Source organism: Rhizobium anhuiense, assembly GCF_003985145.1.
Classification (GTDB): domain Bacteria; phylum Pseudomonadota; class Alphaproteobacteria; order Rhizobiales; family Rhizobiaceae; genus Rhizobium; species Rhizobium anhuiense.
In genome coordinates this window covers 19,777-41,090 of record NZ_ML133543.1, presented here as the reverse complement: position 1 = coordinate 41,090, position 21,314 = coordinate 19,777, and the positions used below count along the sequence as shown (strand labels likewise).

The following is a 21,314-nucleotide window of genomic DNA, read 5'->3' as shown; positions in this document are numbered from 1 at the left end:
CAGGCGTTTCAACACGACCTGACCGGGTGGGCGCTGGATGTGGCCGGCACGTCCTCTCGAAGCAGAATCGGCGCTCAGTGCCGGCAATAGGCACGCACCAGTTCCGGATCCTGCTGAAGCCCGTCGAGCCAGGCCGGATCGAGCGTCGGCACCGATGAGAAGAGCAGTTGCGAATAGGGATGTTGCGGCGCGTTCACTGTTGAGGACGTGATTTGCTCGACCTTCCGGCCTCCATACATCACGACGATCTCGTCGCAGATCGCCTCCACCACCGAGAGATCGTGGCTGATGAAGATGTAGGAAAGGCCGAGTTCGCGCTGCAACTCCTTGAGCAGGTCGATGACCGCGGCGGCGACCACCGTGTCGAGCGCCGAGGTGATCTCGTCGCAGAGGATCAGCTTCGGATCGGCGGCAAGCGCCCGGGCGAAGTTGACGCGCTGCTTCTGCCCGCCCGAAAGTTCTCCCGGCCGGCGATGGCGCAGATTGCGGGGCAGGCGCACCATGTCGAGCAATTGATCGATCCGGGCGTGTCGCGCTTGTCGATCCATGCGGTGGTAAAAGACCAGCGGCCGGGCAAGGATGTCCTCCACCGATTTTGCCGGGTTGAGGGCGGTATCGGCATATTGGAAGACGATCTGCATCTCGCGCAACTGATCGCGTGAGCGCTCGCGGGCGTTGCGGCGCAGCTCCGTGCCGTCGAAGACGATCTTGCCGACCGCGGCCGGCAGGATGCCGGCGATGGTGCGGGCGAGCGTCGACTTGCCGCAACCGGATTCTCCGATGATGCCGAGATTGCGGCCTTTCTCCACCTTCAAGCTCACATGCTCGACCGCACGAACGAGCGGGAGGCCATCGGCCTGGCGCTGCCCGTAGCCCGCGACGAGATCTTCGATCTTCAGAAGCGGCGCCGTCTCGCGCTCGATGGGGGCTGCTGCGGCGCGCAGTTTCGGTTCGAAGGCTGCGAGCAGCTCTCTGGTATAGGGGTGCTTCGCATGGTTGAGGATCTCTTCGGTGGTGCCGGTTTCCTGGGTCTCCCCGCCTTTCAAGACCACGATGCGGTCGGCGATCTGGGCGACGACGGCAAGGTCGTGCGAGACATAGACGCCCGATATGCCGCCCTTTTTCATCACCGATTTGAACGCGCGCAGCACTTCGATCTGGGTGGTCACGTCGAGCGCCGTCGTCGGCTCGTCGAAGATGACGAGGGTCGGGTCGCCGATCAGCGCCATGGCGGCGGCCAGACGCTGCAGCTGGCCGCCGGAAACCTGGTGCGGGTAACGGCTGCCGATCGTTTCGGGTTCCGGCAGCGACAGCGCCCGGAAGAGCTCGACGGCCCGGGCACGCGCCTCGTCCGGCGACATCAGCTGATGAATACGCGTGACTTCGATCACCTGATCCATGATCGTCGTGGCTGGGTTGAAGGCGGCGGCGGCCGATTGCGGGACATAGGCGACTTCGGTGCCGCGCACCTTGGCGCGCTGCTTTTCGCTGAGCCTGACCATATCCTTGCCGCCGACCGAAACGCTGCCGCCGGAGATGCGACAGCCCGCGCGGGTATGGCCCATCAGGGTGAGCGCGATGGTTGTCTTGCCCGAGCCGCTCTCGCCGATCAGCGCGACGATCTCACCCTCGGCAACGTCGAGGCTGACACCCTTGATGATCTCGACGCGCCGGCCGGAATCGGTGGTGGCCTCGACTTTCAGGTCACGGATTTCGATGAAATTGCTCATGACGCACTCCGGTCGCGGATCTTCTGCGGCAGGTTGTCGATCAGCAGGTTGATGCTGATCGTCAGGCTGGCGATGGCAAGCGAGGGAAACATCACCGCCGGCGCACCGAAGGGCAGGCCGCCGATGTTTTCGCGCACGAGAGCGCCCCAATCGGCATAGGGCGGCTGGACGCCGAGGCCGAGGAAGGAAAGCCCGGAGAGCAGCAGAACGATGAAGACGAAGCGGATGCCGAGATCGGCAAGCACCGGCCCGACAATGTTGGGCAGGATTTCGGAGCGAATGAGATAGAGGGTGCTTTCGCCGCGGATGCGCGCGACGGTGATGAAATCCATCGCATTGATGTTGACGGCGAGCGCCCGGGCGAAGCGGTAGGCGCCGGGGATGTAGATCACCGACAGCGTCAGGATCAGAACCGGGACCGAAGAGCCGACGGCAGCAACGACCACCAGGCCGAACAGCTTGCTCGGAATGGAATTGAGGGCGTCGAGGAAGCGGCTGAGGATCGTGTCGAGCCAGCCGCCGGCGACCGCTGCGATCATGCCGAGCACCACGCCGCTGAAACAGGCGATCGTGACCGCCGCCAGCGAGATGCCGACCGTATAACGCGCGCCCATCAGGATCCGCGAGAGCATGTCGCGGCCGAGATAATCGGAGCCGAGCCAGAGTTCCCGGCTCATCGGGCCGAAATAGTCGAGATCGACGATCTCGCCGACGGGGTAGGGGATGATCCAAGGCGCGAAGATCGCGACGAGCGCCCAGGAAAGGATCACGGTCAGGCCGATCGCGCCGACGATGTTGAAGCGATAGCCAAGCCGGGTTCCGGACAGCCGGTCGGACGTGGTCTCGGAGTTGGTCATTGTCATCGGAGCCTCGGGTTGGAAAGGATGGCGATGATATCGGCGATGGTGATCAAGAGCAGATAGCCAAGGCAGAAGATCATCGCGCAGCTTTGGATCAGCGGCAGGTCGCGGGTGGCTACGCCATCCAGCATCAGCTTGGCGATGCCGGGATAATTGAAAATGGTCTCGACGATGATGACGCCTCCAAGCAGATAGGACAGCGAAAGTGCGACGGCATTGACGATCGGGCCGAGCGCATTCGGCAATGCATGGCGAAAGACGATGCGCGGCCGCGAAGCGCCCTTGAGCAGTGCCATCTCGACATAGGGCGTGGCGAGCGTCTCGATCACAGCCGCGCGGGTCATGCGGATCATCTGGGCTGAGACGACGAAGGTCAGTGTGATCACCGGCATGGCATAGACGCGCAAGATGTCGCTCAGGCTATGGACCTCATTGGCCAGGGAGAGCGCCGGCAGCCATTTCAGATAGACGGCGAAGATCAGCGCGGCAGAGGTCGCGACCATGAACTCCGGCACGGAGATGACGCCGATGGTGATCACCGTGACGATCCGGTCGTAAACCGTACCGCGCAGCATGGCTGAGGTAATCCCGAGCGTGAGCGCGATCGGCACGGAGAAGAGCGCGGTGACGCCGGCAAGTTTCAGCGTGTTGACGAAGCGGCCGGCAATGAGCGCAGTAACCGGCATTTCGTTGGCGTAGGACGTGCCGAGATCGCCTTGCAGCAACCCGACGACCCAGCGCAGGAAGCGGAAGAGGGCCGGCTCGTCGAGATGCATGGCCTTGCGCAGGCCTTCGACGGCTTCCGGCGTGGCGGCCTGACCGAGCAGTATGGTCGCTGTATCTCCGGGCAGCAGCGTTGTCGCGAAGAAGACGGCGAAGGAGACGATCACCAGGGTGATCAGGGCGATGAGCAATCGGCTCAGCACCAGGGACAAGACCTGGTTGTTCACGGACGCCTCCTTGTTGCGTTTCGAGTTCAATTCCGGAAGAACCGGGGCTTGGGCTGCAGCCCCGGTCCCTTCATTTTATCAGGCTTCGAGCCAGACGTATTCCGCGAAGGCGTATCCCATCTGGCCGCCGAGCGGGTTGGGCTCCAGACCCTTGAGCTTGGCGGCGGTGGCATCGACGTTCGAGAGATAGGCCGGGATGATCGTGCCGGCTTCGTTGGCAATCATCACCTGCATCTCGTCGTAGATCGCCCTGCGCTTCTCCTGGTCGAGCGAGCCTCGTGCTTCGATCAGCATCTTGTCGAACTTCTCCGACTTGTACTGGCTCTCGTTCCAGGGGGCTTGAGAGGAGTAGAGCAGCGAGAACAGGATATCCGGCGTCGGACGGGGATTGATATTGCCGAAGTGGATCGGCGCCTTGAGCCAGTAATTGTCCCAGTAGCCGTCGGAGGGAACGCGCTGGACATCGAGCTTCAGTCCGATCTCGGCGCCTGAAGCCTGAATGATCATCGCCATGTCGATCGAGGAGTTGGCCGCCTCGGAAGCGATCACCGGAATGGACTGACCAAGGACGCCGGCCTTGTCGAAATGGAACTTCGCCTTGTCGGGATCGAAGGCCCGCGGCTTCAGGTCGGCATTGCGGTAGAAGTTGGCGGGGGAGACCGGCTGGTCGTTGCCGACTTCACCGAGGCCGCGCAGCACCGACTTGACGATCTGCTCGCGGTTGACGAGGTACTTCATGCCCTCGACGAAGTCGCGCTTGCTGCCGGGATCCATGTCCAGCCGCATATTGAGGTTGGTATAGTTGCCCGAGGTGGTTTTCGACAGGAAGAAGCCCTCTCCCTGGGCCTCGACGAGCCGCATAGAGCGCGGATTGATCGACGCTGCAAGGTGGATGTCGCCCGACAACAGCGCGTTGACGCGGGCATTGTCGTCGCTGATCGCGAAATATTCGAAGGAATCGACGTTCGGGCCGGATTTCCAGTAGTTCTTGTTCTTGATCCCGACCGAGCGAACGCCCGGCTCGAACACTTCCTTGACAAAAGCGCCGGTGCCGTTGGCCTTGGTGAAATCGGTCGTGCCGTCGGAAACGATCATGAAGTGATGCATCGACAGAATGGTCGGCAGGTCGGCATTCGGATCTGCAAGGGTGATCTCGACGGTCTGTTTGTCCACGACCTTGAAGCCGGTCATCTGGGCGGCGATCTTGGCGACCTTCGAGCCGACGGATGGGTCGAGATGACGCTTCAGCGAGAAGACCACGTCGTCGGCAGTCAGCGGCTTGCCGTCGTGGAAGGTGACGCCCTTCTTCAGCTTGACCGTCCAGGTCTTCGCATCCTTGGATTCGATCGCTTCAGCAAGCTCCATCTGCGGCGTGCCTGATTTGTCGAGGAAAGTCAGGCGGTTATAGAAGGAGCAGCACCGGACATAATCGGTGGAGAGCGACGCCTTGGCGGGGTCGAGTGTATCGGCCGTGGAGGACGACCAGCCGGCCGCCTTGAGCGAGCCGCCGGAAACGGGCGTGGCGGCGAGCGCCTTGCCGGCGCGGCCAAGCACGAGCCCGCCGGCTGACATGGCCACGCCGCCCGCGAGCATCATATGCAGCAGCTCGCGGCGGGTCGCGCCACGACGGATGGCGGTCTCGATCATGACGTCGTCGGATCTGGTCCAATTGGTGATCTTGTCGTTCATCTCATTCCCCTTTTCTTGTGTGGCGGGCTGCCCGTTGCGGGCAGGCCCGATCTGCTTTCAAAGTTAGGCGCGCGCGGCGGCCACGGCATCGGCAAGGCCTGCCATGGACGTGAAATGGTAATCGGGTTTGGTGAACTCGGCCGGCTCGATCGTGCCGCCATAACCCTTCTCGGCATGGCGCCGCTCGATCCAGCAATTGGTCAGCCCGAGTTTCCGGGAAATCCCGATATCGTGGTACTGGCTCTGGGCGACATGCAGGATGTCGTCCTTCGAATGTCCTTCCGAGGCGACGTAGGCGAATACCTTCTCGAAGAATTCGGGATCGGGTTTCTCGGTCCCCGTATCATCCGCGGTGAAGGCGGCATAAAAAGGATTGCCGAGTTCCTTCTCGAAGAAATCGAATGCCCAGCGCCGGGCGTTGGTCATCGCCACGAGGCGATAATCCTTCGAAAGTTTTGCCAGCGCAGCGGCGCTGTCTGCGAAACCTTTCCAGCCCTTGGCCGAGTCCCGCAGCCGTTCGCCGTATTTCTTGTCGGCGGGCAGGCCGAGCTTCGGCGCGATCGCGAGGTAGACGCGCACGAGGTCGTCGGGAAAGAGGTCGGCATTCTCGGAGTAGCGGGCCGCGCGGTAGAGGCTGAGCGCCTGCTCGCCGTCGACTGCGCCTCCCACCTCAGCCGCAATCTCGGCGAAGCAGGTCTTGAGACCGCCTTCGAAGTCGATGAGCGTGCCGACGACGTCGAAGGTCATATATTTGAATTCCGGAAGGCTCTTGCTCACGTGAATTCCCCAGTGTTCGGCTCCGGTGGGAGCGCGGCTTGTCGAAGAAGAATATTCTGTTCCCGTCGGCGGGATCGTTGTCCCGCTCTTGTGTCGAAGGCCCGTATTGCCGGGATCCGGGCCTTTCGTTGATTTCAGTGTGTCACCTGCACCGCGCCGGATTCTCCGAAAAGGCGTCATGAGGCGGCAGAAAATACCGAATCTGACCGTTTCGCGATATTCTCAGGCCTGCAGCACCCGGCGCACATCCGGGTCCTCCAGCGTCTCGTCCAGCGTGACGCGAGTGCGCTCGACGATCGCGTCTATCTCCGTTTCGGTGCAGCAGAGCGGCGGCGCATAGCCCAGCACGCCATTGCCGAAGGCGCGGATGACGAGGCCGTTCTCCCAGGCGCGGTCGAAGATGCGGCGGGCCGGTTCGGCGGATGCCGGCAACGGCGTCTTGTTCACCTTGTCGACCACCAGTTCGACGGCGGCCAGCATGCCGCGGCCGCGGACGTCGCCGACGAGCGGATGATCCCTCAGCGACTCCAGGCCCTGCATCAGCCGTGCGCCGGCCCTGACGCCGTTTTCGAGAAGGCCGTTTTCGTAAAGCTTCAGGACTTCGAGCCCGACCGCGGCGCTGACGGGATGGGCCGAATAGGTGTAGCCGTGGCCGACGGCGGCAGCGCCCGCGCCCTCGGCAATCGTTTCATAGACGTGATCGGACATGAAGACGGCGCCCATGGGGACGTAGCCGGAGGTGAGGCCCTTGGCGGTCGTCATGAAATCGGGAACAATCCCATCCTCGCTGCAGGCAAAAAGCGGGCCGGTGCGGCCAAAGCCGGTGATCACCTCGTCCGCCACGAACAGGATGTCGTGCTGGCGGCAGAATTCGCGCATGGCCTTCATCCAGCCTTTCGGCGGCACCAGCACGCCGCCCGAGCCCTGGATCGGCTCGACATAGAAGGCGGCGACGCGGTCCGGCCCGATCGCCTCGACCTTGCTTCTCAGCGCGGTAAGCGAGGCGTCGATGATTGCCTGCGGACTGTCGCCCGCCGGGTTGCGATAGGCGTAGTGAGACGGAATTTTATGCTGCCAGTCGAAGGGAAGGCCGAAGCCGGCATGGAAGGCGGGCAGCGCGGTCAAACCCGCGCCGACCGTCGAGGAGCCGTGATAGCCCTGTTCGACCGAGATGAACTGATCGCGCTGAGGCTGTCCTCGGGCATTCCAATAGTAGCGGATGAAGCGGACCGTGCTGTCCACCGCATCGGAGCCGCCGAGCGTGAAATAGACATGGTTGAGATCGCCCGGCGCGCGGTCGGCGAGTTCACCGGCAAGCCGGATCGCGGGCTCGGAGCCGAGGCCGAAATAGGCCGTCGCATAGGGAAGCTCGCGCATCTGCCGGGCCGCCGCCTCGACGATGCTTTCGTGGCCGTAACCGGCATTGACGCACCAGAGGCCGGCGAAGCCGTCGATCAGCTGCTTGCCCGATGCGTCGGTGACCGTGGCGCCCTTGGCCGAAGCCAACACGCGCACGCCAAGCTTTTCATGGCCGCGATAGGAAGCGACCGGATGAATGAGGTGGGCGCGATCGAGTTCGATGAGGGAATTGCTGTACATGAAGATCTCCGGATCAGCCGAGTGCCTGGCTGGCGAGGGCAAAGGTGGTGGCGGTTGGATCGGCGGCGTCTTTGGCCAACGGCTGTCTCATCGTGATGCCGCCGCCGACATGGACCAGCCCCTGTTCGGCGAGCCATGGGGAGAGCCCGGTCTCGTCAGTGGTGTCGACCCTGAGGAACCGTCCGGGCCGCCTGGCGATGAAATGTTCGATGAGTGTCTTGGCTTTGCTAAGGTCGGCGGCCACCACGGGTCCGATCACTTCGCCGCGGCCGAAAGGACGCAGGCAGGCGAAGCCGGAAATGCGGCTGTCGCTGCGAATGACGGCGAATTCGCCGATCCCGGCGAAATAAGAGAGCAGTCCTTCTCGATCGGCGCCGAAGGCCAGGCGATCGAGTGTCGCGATGGCAGGGAGATCGGCGGCGGTGGCTGCTTCCGTTTCCGCCGGGGCAGCGATTTCTCCGGCAAGGCCTTGGTGCTGCAGCACGGTTCCCGTCTCGCGGAAGCCAAGCTTCTGGTAAAGCGGCAGGCCTGCCGTCGTCGCCACCAGCCTCAGCGGTCGGTCACCGGCGGTCAACAGTGCGGCGTCCATCAGTCTGCGGCCAAGGCCGCGGCCGCGCATCGTCTCGTCGACGATGACCATGTTAATAGTTGCACAATCGCCCTTGTATGGCGTGACGAGCACGGTGCCGACGACCTTGCCGTTCTCGATCGCGACCATCCCCTCGCTTAGAGCGAGCGCCAGCTGCCAGTCTTCCGTCCGGTGCGGCCAGCCCGCCTGTCTTGAGAGCGCGACGGCGGCTTCCAGATGGTCGGGGCCGAATGGGACGATTTCGATCTGACTTGCTTGCATGGGGGCGTCCTTCATGTCGTGCCCGCCAGTCTGCCGGAGCGCCGGCGGGCAGATCGTCTGAAGGCCATGGTTCAAGCAGTATCTTATGGCTTTGCTGCCATGGACCACCGCATCTTATGCTAGAGCCGATCGATATTCGTCGACCCCAGATCCCGTCAGTGCATCATCGCCAGCGCTGCCGTAAAGAAATCTTCGCCTCCGAAGTTTCCTGATTTCAACGCCAGAAGCATATCGCCCTGGGCATTGCCGACCGTGCGCAACACCGGCACGCCGGGCGCAATCTCCGGGCCGATCAGAAATGCCGGAATGGCGAGCCTATCGACCGCCGCCCCTGAGGTTTCACCGCCTGCGATCACAAGGCGCCGCACGCCTCTCTGCACCAGTTCGGCTGTGATGATCGAGGTCGCGGTCTCGATCGCGTGGCCGGAGGCTTCTCGTCCATAGAGCGATTGCAGCCGGGACACGGTCTCCGGCGCGGCACTTGCGGCGATCACCACAGGACCGGCGGAGATTCTGTCTCCGGCCCAGGAAATCGCCGTGGCGACCTCATCCGGGCCGGCAAGCAGCCGCTCCGGATCGAGCCGCAGCACGGGCATCGACCGTTCGGCGACGTCGAGTTGGCGCAGCGTCGCCTTGGAACAACTGCCGGCAACGATCGCGGACAGCCCGCCGACGGGGCGAATGGCGTCCGCCGTCGTTGCACCGCCGGAGGATATCCGGCCGGAGCGGACGAGGGCGCGGGCAAGGCCGAGGCCGAGGCCGGACGCACCTGTCGATACCGGTGTTTCCAATGCGATCTCGCCGAGCGTTTCAAGATCCCGTTCGAAAATCGCATCGGCGATGGCGATGGTGACGCCTGCCGTGCGTAGGGCATCGAGCTTCGCCTTGACGGCATCAGGCCCGGCCGCGATGGCGGTGAGATCGACCAGTCCGACGGCGTTGCGCGATTGCCGGGCGAGCACCCGCACGAGATTGGCGTCATGCATCGGATTGAGGGGATGGTCCTTGAGCGGGCTTTCGTTTAGCGGCTGGCTGCCGACGAAGAGATGGCCAAGATAGACGGTGCGTCCCGTTTCCGGAAAGGCAGGCGTCACCAGCACGGAGCCGCCGCCGGCCGCCTCGCTCAACGCCTCGGTGACCGGACCGATATTGCCGGCATCGGTGGAATCGAAGGTCGAACAGATCTTGTAAAGCACATGGCCGGCGCCCCGCTGGCGTAGCCATCGCTCGGCGCGGGTCGCGGCCGTCACGGCGTCCGGGGCGGGGACGGAGCGGATTTTCAGGGAAACGACCACGGCGTCGACATCCGGCAACGCGAGTGTCGGATCGGGGATGCCGACCGTCTGCACCGTGCGCAGGCCGTTCTTCGTCAGCGTGTTGGCGAGGTCGGAGGCGCCGGTATAGTCGTCGGCGATTGATCCGAGCAAAATAGCCATCGTCTAGCTCCGTGCAAAAGGTTTGAACCAGCCAAGACCGTCCAGCGTGTGGCCGCGTGGGATGTATTCGCAACCGATGAAACCGCCATATCCCAGGCGGTCGATTTCGCCGAACAGATAGGGATAATTCAGTTCCTCCCCGTCCGGTTCGTTGCGGGACGGCACGCTGGCGATCTGGATATGACCGGTGATCGACAGCAGGCGTCGCAACGCCATGACGACGTCGCCATGGATGATCTGTCGGTGATAGATGTCGAACTGGAGTTTCAGGTTTGGCAGGCCGGATTCGGCAATCAGCCGCTCGGCCGCGCCGAAGTCGCTGAGGAAGTATCCCGGCATGTTTCGCCCGTTGATCGGCTCGAGCAGCAGATCGATGCCCTTTTCCGCAAGCCGCTCGGCAGCATAGGTGACGGAGCGCCGGTAAGAGGAAGAGGCGTCTTGGTCATCAGGGTCGGCGATGCCGGCCATCAAGTGCAATCGCTTGACACTCGTCGCCGCCGCATAGTCCAGCGCCCGTTCGACATCGGCTTTCAGCGCATCGAAGCGTCCGGGAAGAGCGGCGATGCCACGCTCGCCGGCTGCCCAGTCGCCCGGCGGCAGGTTGAACAAGGCTTGCTGCAGATTGTTGCGGGCAAGCCGCTCGGCGATTGCCTCCGGCGGGGCTTCATAGGGGAAGAGATATTCGACGGCGGTAAAGCCAGCATCGGCTGCGGCGTCGAAGCGGTCGAGGAACGCCCATTCGTTGAACATCATCGTCAGGTTGGCGGCGAAAACCGGCATGTCTCGTGTTCCCTCTACAGGCTCTGCGGCTCTTTGGCGGAGCTGGGCAATTCTGCGCCGGAAAGCTGGGCATAGAGCCGCGCCAGCGAGGAATCGTCGTCGCGGCCCATGCCCGCTCCAGCGGCGGCCAGATACATCTGCAAGGCCGCTGCCGCGAGCGGCACCGGGTAGCGCTCGGAGCGGGCCATGTCCTGGACGATACCGAGATCCTTGACGAAAATCTCGATGCTGCTCAGCGGAGTATAGTCTCCGGCCAGCACATGCGGCACGCGGTTTTCGAACATCCATGAATTGCCGGCCGAAGCCGTGATCACCTCATAGACTTTGTCGAGGTCGAGGCCCTGCTTGGCGGCGAAGGTAATGGCCTCGCAGGCGGCGGCGATGTGCACGCCGGCGAGAAGCTGGTTGATCATCTTGAAGGCAGCACCTTTCCCGGCCGCATCGCCTAGCTCGTAGACCTTGCCGGCCATGGCCTCGAGTCCGGGGCGCGCCGTGTCGAAGGCCTGTCTGGAGCCGGAAGCCATGATCGTCAGTGCGCCTTGCGCCGCCTTGGCGGCGCCGCCCGAAATCGGCGCGTCGAGATAATGCAGGCCGAGAGCCTCCACCCTTTGCGCCAGGTTGCGTGCAATGGCGGGATCCATGGTGGCCGACGAGATGAAGACCGCACCGGCCTTCATCGCATGCGCGACACCTTCTGGTCCGAACAGTACGGCCTCGGTCTGCGCGCCGTTGACGACCACGGAGACGACAATGTCGGCGCCCTTTGCCGCATCGGCGGGGGTCGCCGCGCCGCGCCCGCCCTCGGCGATGAAGCGGTCCACCGCCGCCGGCGTGATGTCATATCCAATGACGTCGAGACCTGCGCGCTTCATCGACCGGGCCATTCCGAGCCCCATGGAACCAAGACCGATGACGGCTGCGACAACGGCGGAGCCCGGATTTTCAGCAAGCGGTGACATGAGGAGGTTCTCCATCTCCTGAGGAAGGTCTGTGCCCTCCGGGTAGCGTCCCGGAGGGGCTCTAGAGCGCCGTGCGTCTACAAGACGCGCTAATGACGCTCTAACATTTTGAATTTGCGCATAATCCTTTCCGAAAATCGATTCCGATTTTCGGGGTTGTGCGCGAGTTCAGCGATTGACGGTTTTCGCCGGAACCGTCAACACGGCCAGCGAACCAATGACCAGCGCGGCCGCCAGCAGATACATGCCGGCGCTGTTGGTGCCGGTGAAGTCTTTGAGATAGCCGACCAGAAACGGCCCGAGAAACCCGGCGAGGTTGCCGACCGAATTGATCCAGGCGATGCCGGCCGCAGCGCCGGTGCCGGCAAGAAAAGCTGTCGGAAGCGACCAGAAGAGCGGTGCGCAGCTGATCGCGCCCGCTGCCGCCAGCGAGAGGCAGACAATCGACACCGTCGTGCTCGTCGCCATGGTCGCCGCGACAAAACCACCGGCGGCAATCAGAGCCGGGACGACGAGGTGCCAGCGGCGTTCACGCAGCCTGTCGGCGGAACGTCCGAGTGCCAGCATCGCGACGAATGTGCAGATATAGGGGATCGCCGAAATCAGGCCAATATTCAGGTTTCCGCTGACGCCCGAGGCCTTGACGATGGTCGGCATCCAGAAATTCAGCCCATATTGCCCGAGCACGAAGCAGAAATAGATCAGGCACATCAGCCAGACGCGACGGTCGGTCAGCGTTGCACCGATACTGTGCGGGCTTGCCGTCTTGCCCCGGTTCTCCGCCTCGATATTGGCCGTCAGCACGCGCTTTTCCTCATCGTTCAGCCATTTCGCGCCCTGGATCGTATCATCAAGATAGAAGAACGTCGCGACACCGAAAAGAATGGCCGGAATGGCTTCGATCAGGAACATCCACTGCCAGCCGGAAAGACCATGCGTGCCGTGAAAGCTGTCCATCAGGAGACCCGAAAGCGGATTGCCGAAAATGGCGGATATCGGGATCGCCGACATGAAGGTGGTGATAATCCTGGCGCGGCGGTGGGCCGGATACCACGCGGTCAGATAAAGAATGATGCCGGGGAAAAATCCGGCTTCGGCCACGCCCAGCAGGAAACGAAGGACATAGAAGACGGTTTCCGACGAGGTGAACATGAAGGCGGCGGAAATGATACCCCAGGTGACCATGATGCGGGCGATCCACACCCGCGCGCCGACCTTGTTCATGATGATATTGCTCGGCACTTCAAACAGAAAATAGCCGATGAAGAAAATGCCTGCACCGATGCCGTAGGCGGCTTCCGAAAGGCCGAGTTCACTCGACATTTGCAGCTTGGCGAAGCCGACATTGACGCGGTCGAGATAGGCGACCACGTAGCACAGCATCAAAAAGGGTACGATGCGCCAGAAGACCTTGCCATAGGCACGGTCTTCCGCGGCTTCAGCGGTATATGCGCCAGCGATTGGCGCCTGCGTCTGCAGCGTCATGATTTTCTCCTCCGATTGTTGCCGCGGTCCCTGTCGATCCTCCCGCGGCACGCCGAGCCATTTTTGGCAGCGCTGCCATTTTCATTAATCCATTTTGGCAGCGCTGCCAACAGCAAATTGGTAGCGCTGCCAAAAAAACCTTGCTTCTTGGCGGGAGCAGTGAAAAATGGGGATAACGCGGGTCATCGGCCGACAGGCTGAACGACCACCTCGAAAGCCGGGTTCAAACGTAACGATGGAATTCAAACATCAGGCGACGGTCACGCTTGCCGAGGTCGCGGAGGCGGCCGGTGTCGGCGAGAGCACGGTGTCGCGCGTGCTGCGCAACCATGGTTCGTTTTCCGGCAAGACGCGGGAGCGGGTGATGGCCGCCGTCGAGCGGCTGGGTTATGTGCCGAACCGGATCGCCGGAACGCTCGCCTCCACCGGGTCGCGTCTTGTCGCGTTCGTCATTCCGTCGCTCTCCAACATCGTCTTTCCCGATGTGCTGCGCGGCGCCAGCGCCGTTCTGGAGGAGAACCGGTACCAGGCGGTTTTCTCCGTGACCGATTACGATCCGGGCAAGGAGGAGGCGCTCGCCGCCGCGATGCTTGCCTGGCGGCCGGCGGCGGTCATGCTGGCGGGATACGAGCATACCGAGGGCACGGTGAAGATGCTGCGCGCCAGCGGCTGCCGGATCGTGGAGCTGCTCGATCTGGATGGCGATGCTCTCGATATCGCCGTCGGTTTCTCGAACCGCGCGGCCGGGCGGGAGAGCGCGGCCTTCCTGCTGAGGCGGGGTTACCGCCGGATCGGCTATGTCGGTCACGACCTCAACCGCGATACCCGTGCCGGCAAGAGGTTTTCCAGCTTTTGCGAGACGCTCGATGCGCATGACGCACCGCTCGTCGCCCGTGAAATTCTCGCCGGCGCCTCGTCCGTGGAAAACGGCAGGCTGGGATTGGAGCGGCTGCTTGCCCGGACGACCGATCTCGATGCGGTTTATTTCTCCAACGACGACATGGCGCTGGGTGGTTATTTTCACTGTCTGGCTCAAGGGATCGCGATCCCCTCGAAGCTCGCCATTTTCGGCTATAACGGCCTCGATATCGGCCGGGTAACACCGCAACCACTGTCGACCATCCGAACGCCGCGCGTGGCGACGGGACAGATAGCCGCCCAGATGGTCGTCGCCAACGCGCCGCCGCAGGCCGTCGATCTCGGCTTTGAACTGATCGAAGGGGCAACTGCGTAATATTGGAGGAACTGTCATGTCCGACGCGCGCCTGCGTGAGGAAATCTGCCGATACGGCCGCTCGCTGTTCGAGCGCGGGCTGACGCCCGGTTCGTCGGGCAACATATCGTTGCGGCTTGAGGACGGCGGCTGGCTGGTCACGCCGACCAATGCCTCGCTCGGCTTTCTCGACCCGGCACGGATCTCCAGGCTCGATGCCGAAGGCCGGCTCCTGTCCGGCGACAAGCCGACCAAGGAAATCCCGCTGCACACGGCCCTCTACGACACGCGCGGCAGCGCCCGCGCCATCGTCCATCTTCACTCCACCCATGCGGTGGCGCTGACCATGCTGCCGGAGGTCGATCCGCGCGCCGCCCTGCCGCCGATGACGCCATATTATCTGATGCGCGCCGGCGAAACCGCGCTGGTGCCCTATTATCGTCCGGGCGATCCTGATGTGGCCGATGCCATCCGCGGGCTGGCGGGCAAGTATTCGTCGGTGCTTCTGGCCAATCACGGACCTGTTGTCGCCGGCGACAGCTTGGAAGCAGCGGTCTTCGCCACTGAGGAACTGGAGGAAACCGCAAAGCTCTATCTGCTGTTGCGCAACCTCAATCCCCGTTTCCTCAGCCCGGCTCAGGTGGCCGATCTCGTCAAAACCTTCGGCCTCGATCTTCCGTCGCATCACGATCATGATCACGACGGTGATTGAAGGCGTCACTCCGCCGGCCGTTGACTGCGGGCGAATGCGCGCAACCTTCTGCCAAACCCCGCTTTCGATACGATAGATTCTGCTTCCGATGCTGCCAATTCAGGCGAGCTGCGGGGGAAGCGGTGCTTATGATTGTGACACGTCCCCAGTTCCGGTCATTCAAGGATACGCAGATGACGACGTTCCGTCCGAAATACATCACCTTCGACTGCTACGGCACGCTGACCAACTTTCAGATGGCGGAAGCGGCCCGTGATCTCTACGGCGAAGAGCTCGACGAGCGGCGCATGGCGGAGTTCATCAAGAATTTCGCCGCCTATCGGCTCGACGAGATCCTGGGCGACTGGAAACCCTATGCCGAGGTGGTGCACAATTCACTCGAGCGGACATGCAAGCGCAATGGCGTGACCTTTCGCGATGAAGCGGCAAAGATGATCTATGAGCGGGTTCCGACCTGGGGGCCGCATCCGGACGTGCCGGCCGGGCTCGCCAAGGTCGCCAAGGAAATCCCTTTGGTAATCCTCTCCAACGCGATGAATTCGCAGATCATGTCGAACGTTGAAAAACTCGGCGCGCCCTTCCATGCGGTCTATACCGCCGAGCAGGCGCAGTCCTATAAGCCACGCTTCAAGGGCTTTGAATATATGCTTGATATGCTCGGCTGCGGGCCGGAGGACGTGCTGCACTGCTCGTCCTCCTTCCGCTATGACCTGATGTCGGCCCACGATCTCGGCATCAAGAACAAGGTCTGGGTCAATCGCGGCCACGAGCCGGCCAATCCCTATTACGGCTATGTCGAAATTCCTGACATCTCGGGCCTGCCTGGCTTCGTCGGGCTCTGACGGAGGCACGCGGATGCAGTTCGAATCCTACTGGCACGACACGGCACCAGCCTTTGCCGGCGGCGCACAAGGCCCCGTCGAAGGACATTACGATGTCGCCGTCATCGGCGCCGGCTTTACCGGGCTTGCCGCGGCGCGCCAGCTTGCAAGGGCCGGCGTCAAGGTCGTGGTGCTGGAGGCCGAACGGGTCGGCTGGGGGGCATCGGGACGCAATGGTGGACACCTCAACAATGGGCTCGCCCACAGTTTCCTCTCCGCCAAGTCAGCACTCGGCGCGGAGCGAGCTGTCGCGCTTTACAGGGCACTCGACGATTCCATCGACACGATCGAGGCTGTTATCGCCGAGGAGGGGATCGACTGCAATTTCCGCCGCGCCGGCAAGCTGAAGCTTGCTTCCAAGCCGCAGCATTTCGATGCCATTGCCCGCAATTTCGAGGCTGTCCACAAAGAGGTCGATCCGGATACCGCACTTCTGACCGCCAATGAGCTGAAAGGCGAGGTCGGCTCGCCCTTCCATGGCGCCATGCTCTCGAAGAAGAGCGCGATGATGCATATGGGCCGCTATGTCGCCGGGCTCGCCACCGCCGCTGCTCGCCGCGGCGCCACCATTTTCGAAAAGGCGGCGGTGACGGCACATCGGCAGGGCAACGGCCGCCACAGCCTTACGACTGGACGCGGCACCGTCACCGCCGACCACGTGCTGGTCGCGACAGGCGCCTATACGCCGTCGCTCTTCAGTTATTTCCGTCGCCGGATCGTTTCCGTCGGCAGCTTCCTGATCGCCACCCGTCCGCTGACCGACGCCGAAATTGCCGCGACGATGCCGGGCAACCGCACCTGCGTGACGTCGATGAACATCGGCAATTATTTCCGGTTGTCGCCGGACAATCGGCTGATCTTCGGCGGTCGCGCCCGCTTTTCCGCCACGTCGGATCAGCGATCGGACGCAAGGAGCGGCGATATTCTGCGCGCCAGCCTGGCTGAGATCTTTCCGCAGCTTGCCGGCGTCGAGATCGACTATTGCTGGGGCGGGCTCGTCGACATGACCAAGGACCGCTATCCGCGCGCCGGCTATGTTGATGGTGTCTGGTATGCCATGGGCTATTCCGGCCACGGCGCCCAACTCTCCACCCATCTCGGCATGATCATGGCCGACGCCATCCTCGGCAAGGCCGACCGTAACCCAATCAAGGGTCTCGATTGGCCGGCCGTCCCCGGCCACTTCGGCAAACCGTGGTTCCTGCCGCTGGTCGGGCTTTACTACAAGACGCTCGACCGCTTCCAGTAAGGCAGAAATGGATCAGCAAAAAGGGCGCCGGGATCATGTCCCGGCGCCCTTTGCGTTCTGTCGGTCAGGCGAGGCCGCCGATGTGGAAGCTCTTCATTTCCAGATATTCATCGATGCCGCATTGAGCGCCTTCACGGCCGAGGCCGGACTGCTTGACGCCGCCGAAGGGCGCGACCTCGGTGGAGATGGCCCCGGTGTTCAGGCCGAGCATCCCGAATTCGAGCGCTTCGGCGACACGCCAGGAGCGTTTCAGGCTCTCGGTGTAGAAATAGGCGGCTAGGCCGAAGGGCGTGGCGTTGGCGATGCCGATCGCCTCTTGCTCAGTGTCGAAACGGAAAAGCGGGGCAACGGGCCCGAAGGTCTCTTCGCTGGCAAGCTGCATGTCGGTGGTCGCACCGCCGAGCACCATCGGCACGGCATATTGATCGCCTTCAGGCACGAAACCTGCGGTGGCGAGGATCCTCGCTCCCTTTTCCACCGCATCGTCGACATGACGCTTGATCTTCTCGATCGCCGCCTTGTTGATCATCGGGCCAATATCCGTGCCGGCCGCCGTGCCGGCCCCGACCTTCATGGCCGATACGCGTGCGGAAAGTTTGGCGGCAAAGGCCTCGTAGACACCGGACTGGACGAGAAGGCGGTTGGCGCAGACGCAGGTCTGCCCGCCATTGCGGAATTTCGATGCGATCGCGCCTTCCACGGCAAGATCGAGATCGGCGTCGTCGAAGACGATGAAGGGCGCATTGCCACCGAGTTCGAGGCTAAGTCGCTTGACGCTGTCGGCTGCGCCGCGCATCAGCAGCGAGCCGACGCGGGTCGAGCCGGTGAAAGAAATCTTGCGGACGGTCTGGTTCGCCATCAGTTCGTCGCCGATCCGGGTGGGCAGGCCGGTGACGATATTGATGACGCCCTTCGGGATGCCGGCGCGCTCAGCCAGGACGCCGAGCGCGAGGGCCGAATAAGGGGTGAGGTCCGATGGCTTGATGACGACGGTGCAGCCTGCGGCGAGTGCAGGCCCGACCTTACGGGTGATCATCGCATTTGGAAAATTCCACGGCGTGATGATCGCCGACACGCCGACCGGCTCCTTCAGAACGACGATCCGCCGGTCCGCCGTCGGCGAGGGAATGGTCGTTCCGCCGATGCGGCGCGCCTCCTCGGAAAACCATTTGATGAACGAGGCGCCGTAGCGGATTTCGCCGCGCGCTTCCGTCAGCGGCTTGCCCTGCTCACGAGTGAGGATCAGCGCCAGATCCTCGATATTGTCGAGCATCAGATCGTGCCAGGCTTCCAGCAATGCTGCGCGCTCGGCATTGGTCTTTGCCCGCCATGGACCGAAGGCCCTTTCCGCCGCGGCGATTGCCGCCCTCGTATCGGCTCCGTCCATGTCGGGCACCGTGCCCAGCACATGCTGCGTCGCCGGGTCGATCACTTGGATCGTATTCCCGGCGGCGGCCCCACGCCATTCTCCGTCGATAAGCCCTTGCTGGCGAAGCAGGCTGCTATCCCTCAATCCGTTCATTCTGTTCTCCATTGATCAGTCAAGTGCCGAAAGCACCGATGCGGTGATCGCGTCGGTCTTGTCCTTGCCGGGAATGGCGCCGATGCCGCGTGCGGTCGTCGCCTCGATTGATGCCATCACCTTTGCGGCAGCGGCCGTTTCTCCCAAATGCTCCAGCATCATCGCGCCCGACCAGATGGCGGCGATCGGATTGGCGATGCCGAGATGGGCGATATCGGGGGCGGATCCGTGGACCGGTTCGAACATCGATGGCGCGGAGCGATCGGGATTGATATTGGCGGAGGCTGCAAAGCCGAGCCCGCCCTGGATGGCGGCGCCGAGATCGGTCAGGATATCGCCGAACAGGTTGGAGGCGACCACGACGTCGAGACTATCGGGCGCCATGACCATGCGGGCGGCCATGGCGTCGATATGGTAGCTGGTCACGTCGACATCGGGATATTCGGCAGAAAGCCTCTGGGTGATCTCGTCCCAGAAGACCATCGAATATTTCTGGGCGTTGGACTTGGTCACCGAGGCAAGCTTGCCGCTGCGCGCACGCGCTTGCTCAAAGCCGAAACGCAGGATGCGCTCGACCCCCTTGCGGGTGAAGATCGAGGTCTCCACAGCCACCTCGCTGTCGGTGCCCTGGTGGACGCGGCCGCCGGCCCCGGAATATTCGCCCTCGGTGTTTTCACGAATGCAGAGGATGTCGAAACCGTCGGACCGCAACGGTCCCTGCACGCCGGGCAGCAGCCGGTGCGGGCGGATATTGGCATATTGCACGAAAGCCTTGCGGATCGGCAGCAGAAGCCCGTGCAGCGAGGCGGAATCCGGCACCTTGTGGGGCCAGCCGACGGCGCCGAGCAGGATAGCATCGAAGGACCGGAGCGTTTCGATGCCGTCGGCGGGCATCATGCTGCCGTTCTCCAGATAGTAGTCGCAGGACCAGGGATAGCTGGTTGCATCCAGAGAAAATCCGTTCAGGCGAGCTGCCTTTTCGAGTACGGCCCAGGCTGCTGCCGTCACGTCACGGCCGATGCCGTCTCCGGGCAGAAGGGCGATCTTGTAGGTCTTCATCGCAGGTCCTCACAGGCTGATGAGCACACTCTTGCTCTTGCGGTTGGCGAGATAGGCTTCGCGACCGAGATCCTTGCCGATACCGGACTGCTTGTAGCCGCCGGTCGGCAGGATATGGTCGCGCGAGCGGCCGTAGCGATTGACCCAGACGGTGCCGGCCTGCAGGCGGCGCGTCACGCGGATGGCACGCGACAGATCCCGGGTGAAGAGGCCGGCGGCGAGCCCGTAAGCCGGATGGTCGGCGAGGCTCAGCGCCTCCTCCTCGTCCTCGAAAGTCTGAATGGTCAGCACCGGTCCGAAGATTTCCTCGAGAACCGCCGGCGATGTTGCCGTCACGCCCGACATCAGCGTTGGGGCGTAGAAATAGCCTTCGCGGTCGAGGCGGCGGCCACCGGTGAGGCACTCGGCCCCGCCGTCGATCGCGGCGCGGATGATACCGTCCATGCGGGCGATCTGGCGTTCGGAGATGACGGGCGAATAATCGGTTGCTTCATCCCAGGTGGGGCCGGGGCGGATGACCGCCAACCTCTCGACAAGTGCGGCCGCGAGCGCGTCCGCCACCTTCGCCTCGACAATCAGGCGGGAACCGCAGACGCAGGCCTGACCGGCGTTGGAGAGAATGCTGCCGGCGATTGCGCCCGCAGCAAGCTCGAGATCGGCATCGGCAAAGACCAACTGCGGACTTTTGCCGCCAAGTTCGAGCGTCATCGGCTTGACGCCGGTGCGAGCGATATTGGTCATGATCGCCGAGCCGGCCGCAGTCGAGCCGGTAAAGCTGACCTTGGCGATGCCGGGATGTCCGGTGATCGCATTTCCGGTGGTCGGGCCGTCACCGAGCACGATGTTGACGAGACCGGCCGGCAGACCGGCCCGCACCGAAAGTTCGGCGAGATAGAGTGTCGAGAACGGCGTCATCTCCGATGGTTTCAACACCACCGCATTGCCCGCCGCCAGCGCCGGGCCGAGCTTCCAGCCCGCCATGGACAGGGGAAAATTCCAGGGCGTGATGGCGCCGACGACACCGTAGGGTTCGGTCATGATCATGCCGAAATTGGTATCGTCGGTCGGAACGAGGTCGCCGCCTTCCTTGTCGGCGAATTCGGCAAAGAAACGGATCTGCTCGGCAGTGACGGCGATGTCGCCGGCGACGAGATGACCGATGGGCCGTGTCGACGAGAGCGCTTCAAGCCTGGCGAGGGTCTCTGCCTCCGCCTCGATCAGATCCGCCCAGCGCTGCAACGCCACGGTGCGCTCGCGCGGCCGCACGCCGCCCCAGTTGCTCGTCCTCAACGCCTTCTTGGCGGTTTCGACAGCGTGGTCGACAACTGCTGCGTCAGCCAGCGGGCAGCCCGCATAGGCCTTGCCGTCGGAGGGACGATGCATGTCGATCACGGCTTCGGCCGGAATCAGCCGGCCGCCGATGAAATGCCCGACGGGCAGGGAAATCGTGTTCGGATCGAAGCTGAGTGTCATCGCATGTCCTCGGGGTGGGCTGAGGCAAGCCTAACCGGGGAAAGCGAGCAGCATTCATCGACCGGCGATGCCGCAGCGGCGAAAAATTGC

At 63.1% G+C, this 21,314-nt stretch carries 18 protein-coding genes; 4 read left to right on the top strand and 14 right to left on the bottom strand.

Features of this window, described 5'->3' with window-relative positions; all coding sequences use genetic code 11:
- Positions 1 to 74: 74 nt before the first annotated feature.
- The 11 genes from EEQ99_RS32390 to EEQ99_RS32340 form a co-directional block, all read right to left on the bottom strand.
- The gene (locus EEQ99_RS32390) at positions 75 to 1,730 is read right to left on the bottom strand and encodes an ABC transporter ATP-binding protein (RefSeq protein ID WP_047619617.1); all 1,656 of its coding nucleotides are present in this window, start codon (positions 1,728 to 1,730) and stop codon (positions 75 to 77) included.
- The gene (locus EEQ99_RS32385; protein WP_127431807.1) at positions 1,727 to 2,593 is read right to left on the bottom strand and encodes an ABC transporter permease; all 867 of its coding nucleotides are present in this window, start codon (positions 2,591 to 2,593) and stop codon (positions 1,727 to 1,729) included. Before EEQ99_RS32385 ends, EEQ99_RS32390 begins: the two co-directional genes overlap by 4 nt.
- A complete protein-coding gene (locus tag EEQ99_RS32380; RefSeq protein ID WP_097545002.1) occupies positions 2,590 to 3,540 on the bottom strand; it encodes an ABC transporter permease in 951 nt (316 codons plus the stop codon). The genes EEQ99_RS32385 and EEQ99_RS32380 overlap by 4 nt, the downstream gene beginning before the upstream one ends.
- Positions 3,541 to 3,618: 78 nt before the next feature.
- Complete coding sequence (locus EEQ99_RS32375) at positions 3,619 to 5,229, bottom strand: ABC transporter substrate-binding protein (RefSeq protein ID WP_127431806.1); 1,611 nt, start codon at positions 5,227 to 5,229, stop codon at positions 3,619 to 3,621.
- A 63-nt stretch (positions 5,230 to 5,292) separates the two neighbouring features.
- On the bottom strand, positions 5,293 to 6,006 hold the full coding sequence (locus EEQ99_RS32370; protein WP_063473483.1) for an HAD-IA family hydrolase: 714 nt from the start codon (positions 6,004 to 6,006) through the stop codon (positions 5,293 to 5,295).
- A 222-nt stretch (positions 6,007 to 6,228) separates the two neighbouring features.
- The gene (locus EEQ99_RS32365) at positions 6,229 to 7,605 is read right to left on the bottom strand and encodes an aspartate aminotransferase family protein (protein WP_127431805.1); all 1,377 of its coding nucleotides are present in this window, start codon (positions 7,603 to 7,605) and stop codon (positions 6,229 to 6,231) included.
- A 13-nt stretch (positions 7,606 to 7,618) separates the two neighbouring features.
- A complete protein-coding gene (locus EEQ99_RS32360) occupies positions 7,619 to 8,455 on the bottom strand; it encodes a GNAT family N-acetyltransferase (protein WP_127431804.1) in 837 nt (278 codons plus the stop codon).
- A gap of 155 nt (positions 8,456 to 8,610) precedes the next feature.
- A complete protein-coding gene (otnK, locus tag EEQ99_RS32355; protein WP_127431803.1) occupies positions 8,611 to 9,891 on the bottom strand; it encodes a 3-oxo-tetronate kinase in 1,281 nt (426 codons plus the stop codon).
- Positions 9,892 to 9,894: 3 nt separating this feature from the next.
- Complete coding sequence (gene otnI, locus EEQ99_RS32350; RefSeq protein ID WP_097545010.1) at positions 9,895 to 10,671, bottom strand: 2-oxo-tetronate isomerase; 777 nt, start codon at positions 10,669 to 10,671, stop codon at positions 9,895 to 9,897.
- A gap of 14 nt (positions 10,672 to 10,685) precedes the next feature.
- Entirely contained in the window at positions 10,686 to 11,630 is a 945-nt protein-coding gene (ltnD, locus tag EEQ99_RS32345) for an L-threonate dehydrogenase (protein WP_047619673.1), read from the bottom strand.
- 168 nt (positions 11,631 to 11,798) lie between these two features.
- On the bottom strand, positions 11,799 to 13,115 hold the full coding sequence (locus EEQ99_RS32340) for an MFS transporter (RefSeq protein WP_047619631.1): 1,317 nt from the start codon (positions 13,113 to 13,115) through the stop codon (positions 11,799 to 11,801).
- A 235-nt stretch (positions 13,116 to 13,350) separates the two neighbouring features.
- On the opposite strand from EEQ99_RS32340, the gene EEQ99_RS32335 reads away from it, so the two are divergent.
- From EEQ99_RS32335 to EEQ99_RS32320, 4 genes are all read left to right on the top strand, one after another.
- Complete coding sequence (locus tag EEQ99_RS32335) at positions 13,351 to 14,349, top strand: LacI family DNA-binding transcriptional regulator (protein ID WP_097545012.1); 999 nt, start codon at positions 13,351 to 13,353, stop codon at positions 14,347 to 14,349.
- Positions 14,350 to 14,365: 16 nt separating this feature from the next.
- Positions 14,366 to 15,040: a 3-oxo-tetronate 4-phosphate decarboxylase gene (gene otnC / locus EEQ99_RS32330; protein WP_097545013.1), complete on the top strand. Its 675-nt coding sequence runs from the start codon at positions 14,366 to 14,368 to the stop codon at positions 15,038 to 15,040.
- A 173-nt stretch (positions 15,041 to 15,213) separates the two neighbouring features.
- Positions 15,214 to 15,882, top strand: a complete 669-nt coding sequence (locus tag EEQ99_RS32325; RefSeq protein WP_097545040.1) for a haloacid dehalogenase type II — start codon at positions 15,214 to 15,216, stop codon at positions 15,880 to 15,882.
- A 13-nt stretch (positions 15,883 to 15,895) separates the two neighbouring features.
- Positions 15,896 to 17,170 (top strand): NAD(P)/FAD-dependent oxidoreductase, encoded by a 1,275-nt coding sequence (locus tag EEQ99_RS32320; RefSeq protein WP_097545015.1) that lies wholly within the window; start codon positions 15,896 to 15,898, stop codon positions 17,168 to 17,170.
- 64 nt (positions 17,171 to 17,234) lie between these two features.
- Here EEQ99_RS32320 and EEQ99_RS32315 read toward each other — a convergent pair whose 3' ends face one another.
- From EEQ99_RS32315 to EEQ99_RS32305, 3 genes are read right to left on the bottom strand one after another with little or no spacing between them, the layout of a single operon-like run.
- Entirely contained in the window at positions 17,235 to 18,692 is a 1,458-nt protein-coding gene (locus EEQ99_RS32315) for an NAD-dependent succinate-semialdehyde dehydrogenase (RefSeq protein ID WP_097545016.1), read from the bottom strand.
- 15 nt (positions 18,693 to 18,707) lie between these two features.
- Positions 18,708 to 19,751 carry a tartrate dehydrogenase gene (locus EEQ99_RS32310; RefSeq protein WP_097545018.1) on the bottom strand — a complete coding sequence of 348 codons (1,044 nt, stop codon included), beginning with the start codon at positions 19,749 to 19,751 and terminating at the stop codon, positions 18,708 to 18,710.
- A 9-nt stretch (positions 19,752 to 19,760) separates the two neighbouring features.
- A complete protein-coding gene (locus EEQ99_RS32305; RefSeq protein ID WP_097545020.1) occupies positions 19,761 to 21,224 on the bottom strand; it encodes an aldehyde dehydrogenase family protein in 1,464 nt (487 codons plus the stop codon).
- Positions 21,225 to 21,314 lie beyond the last annotated feature (90 nt).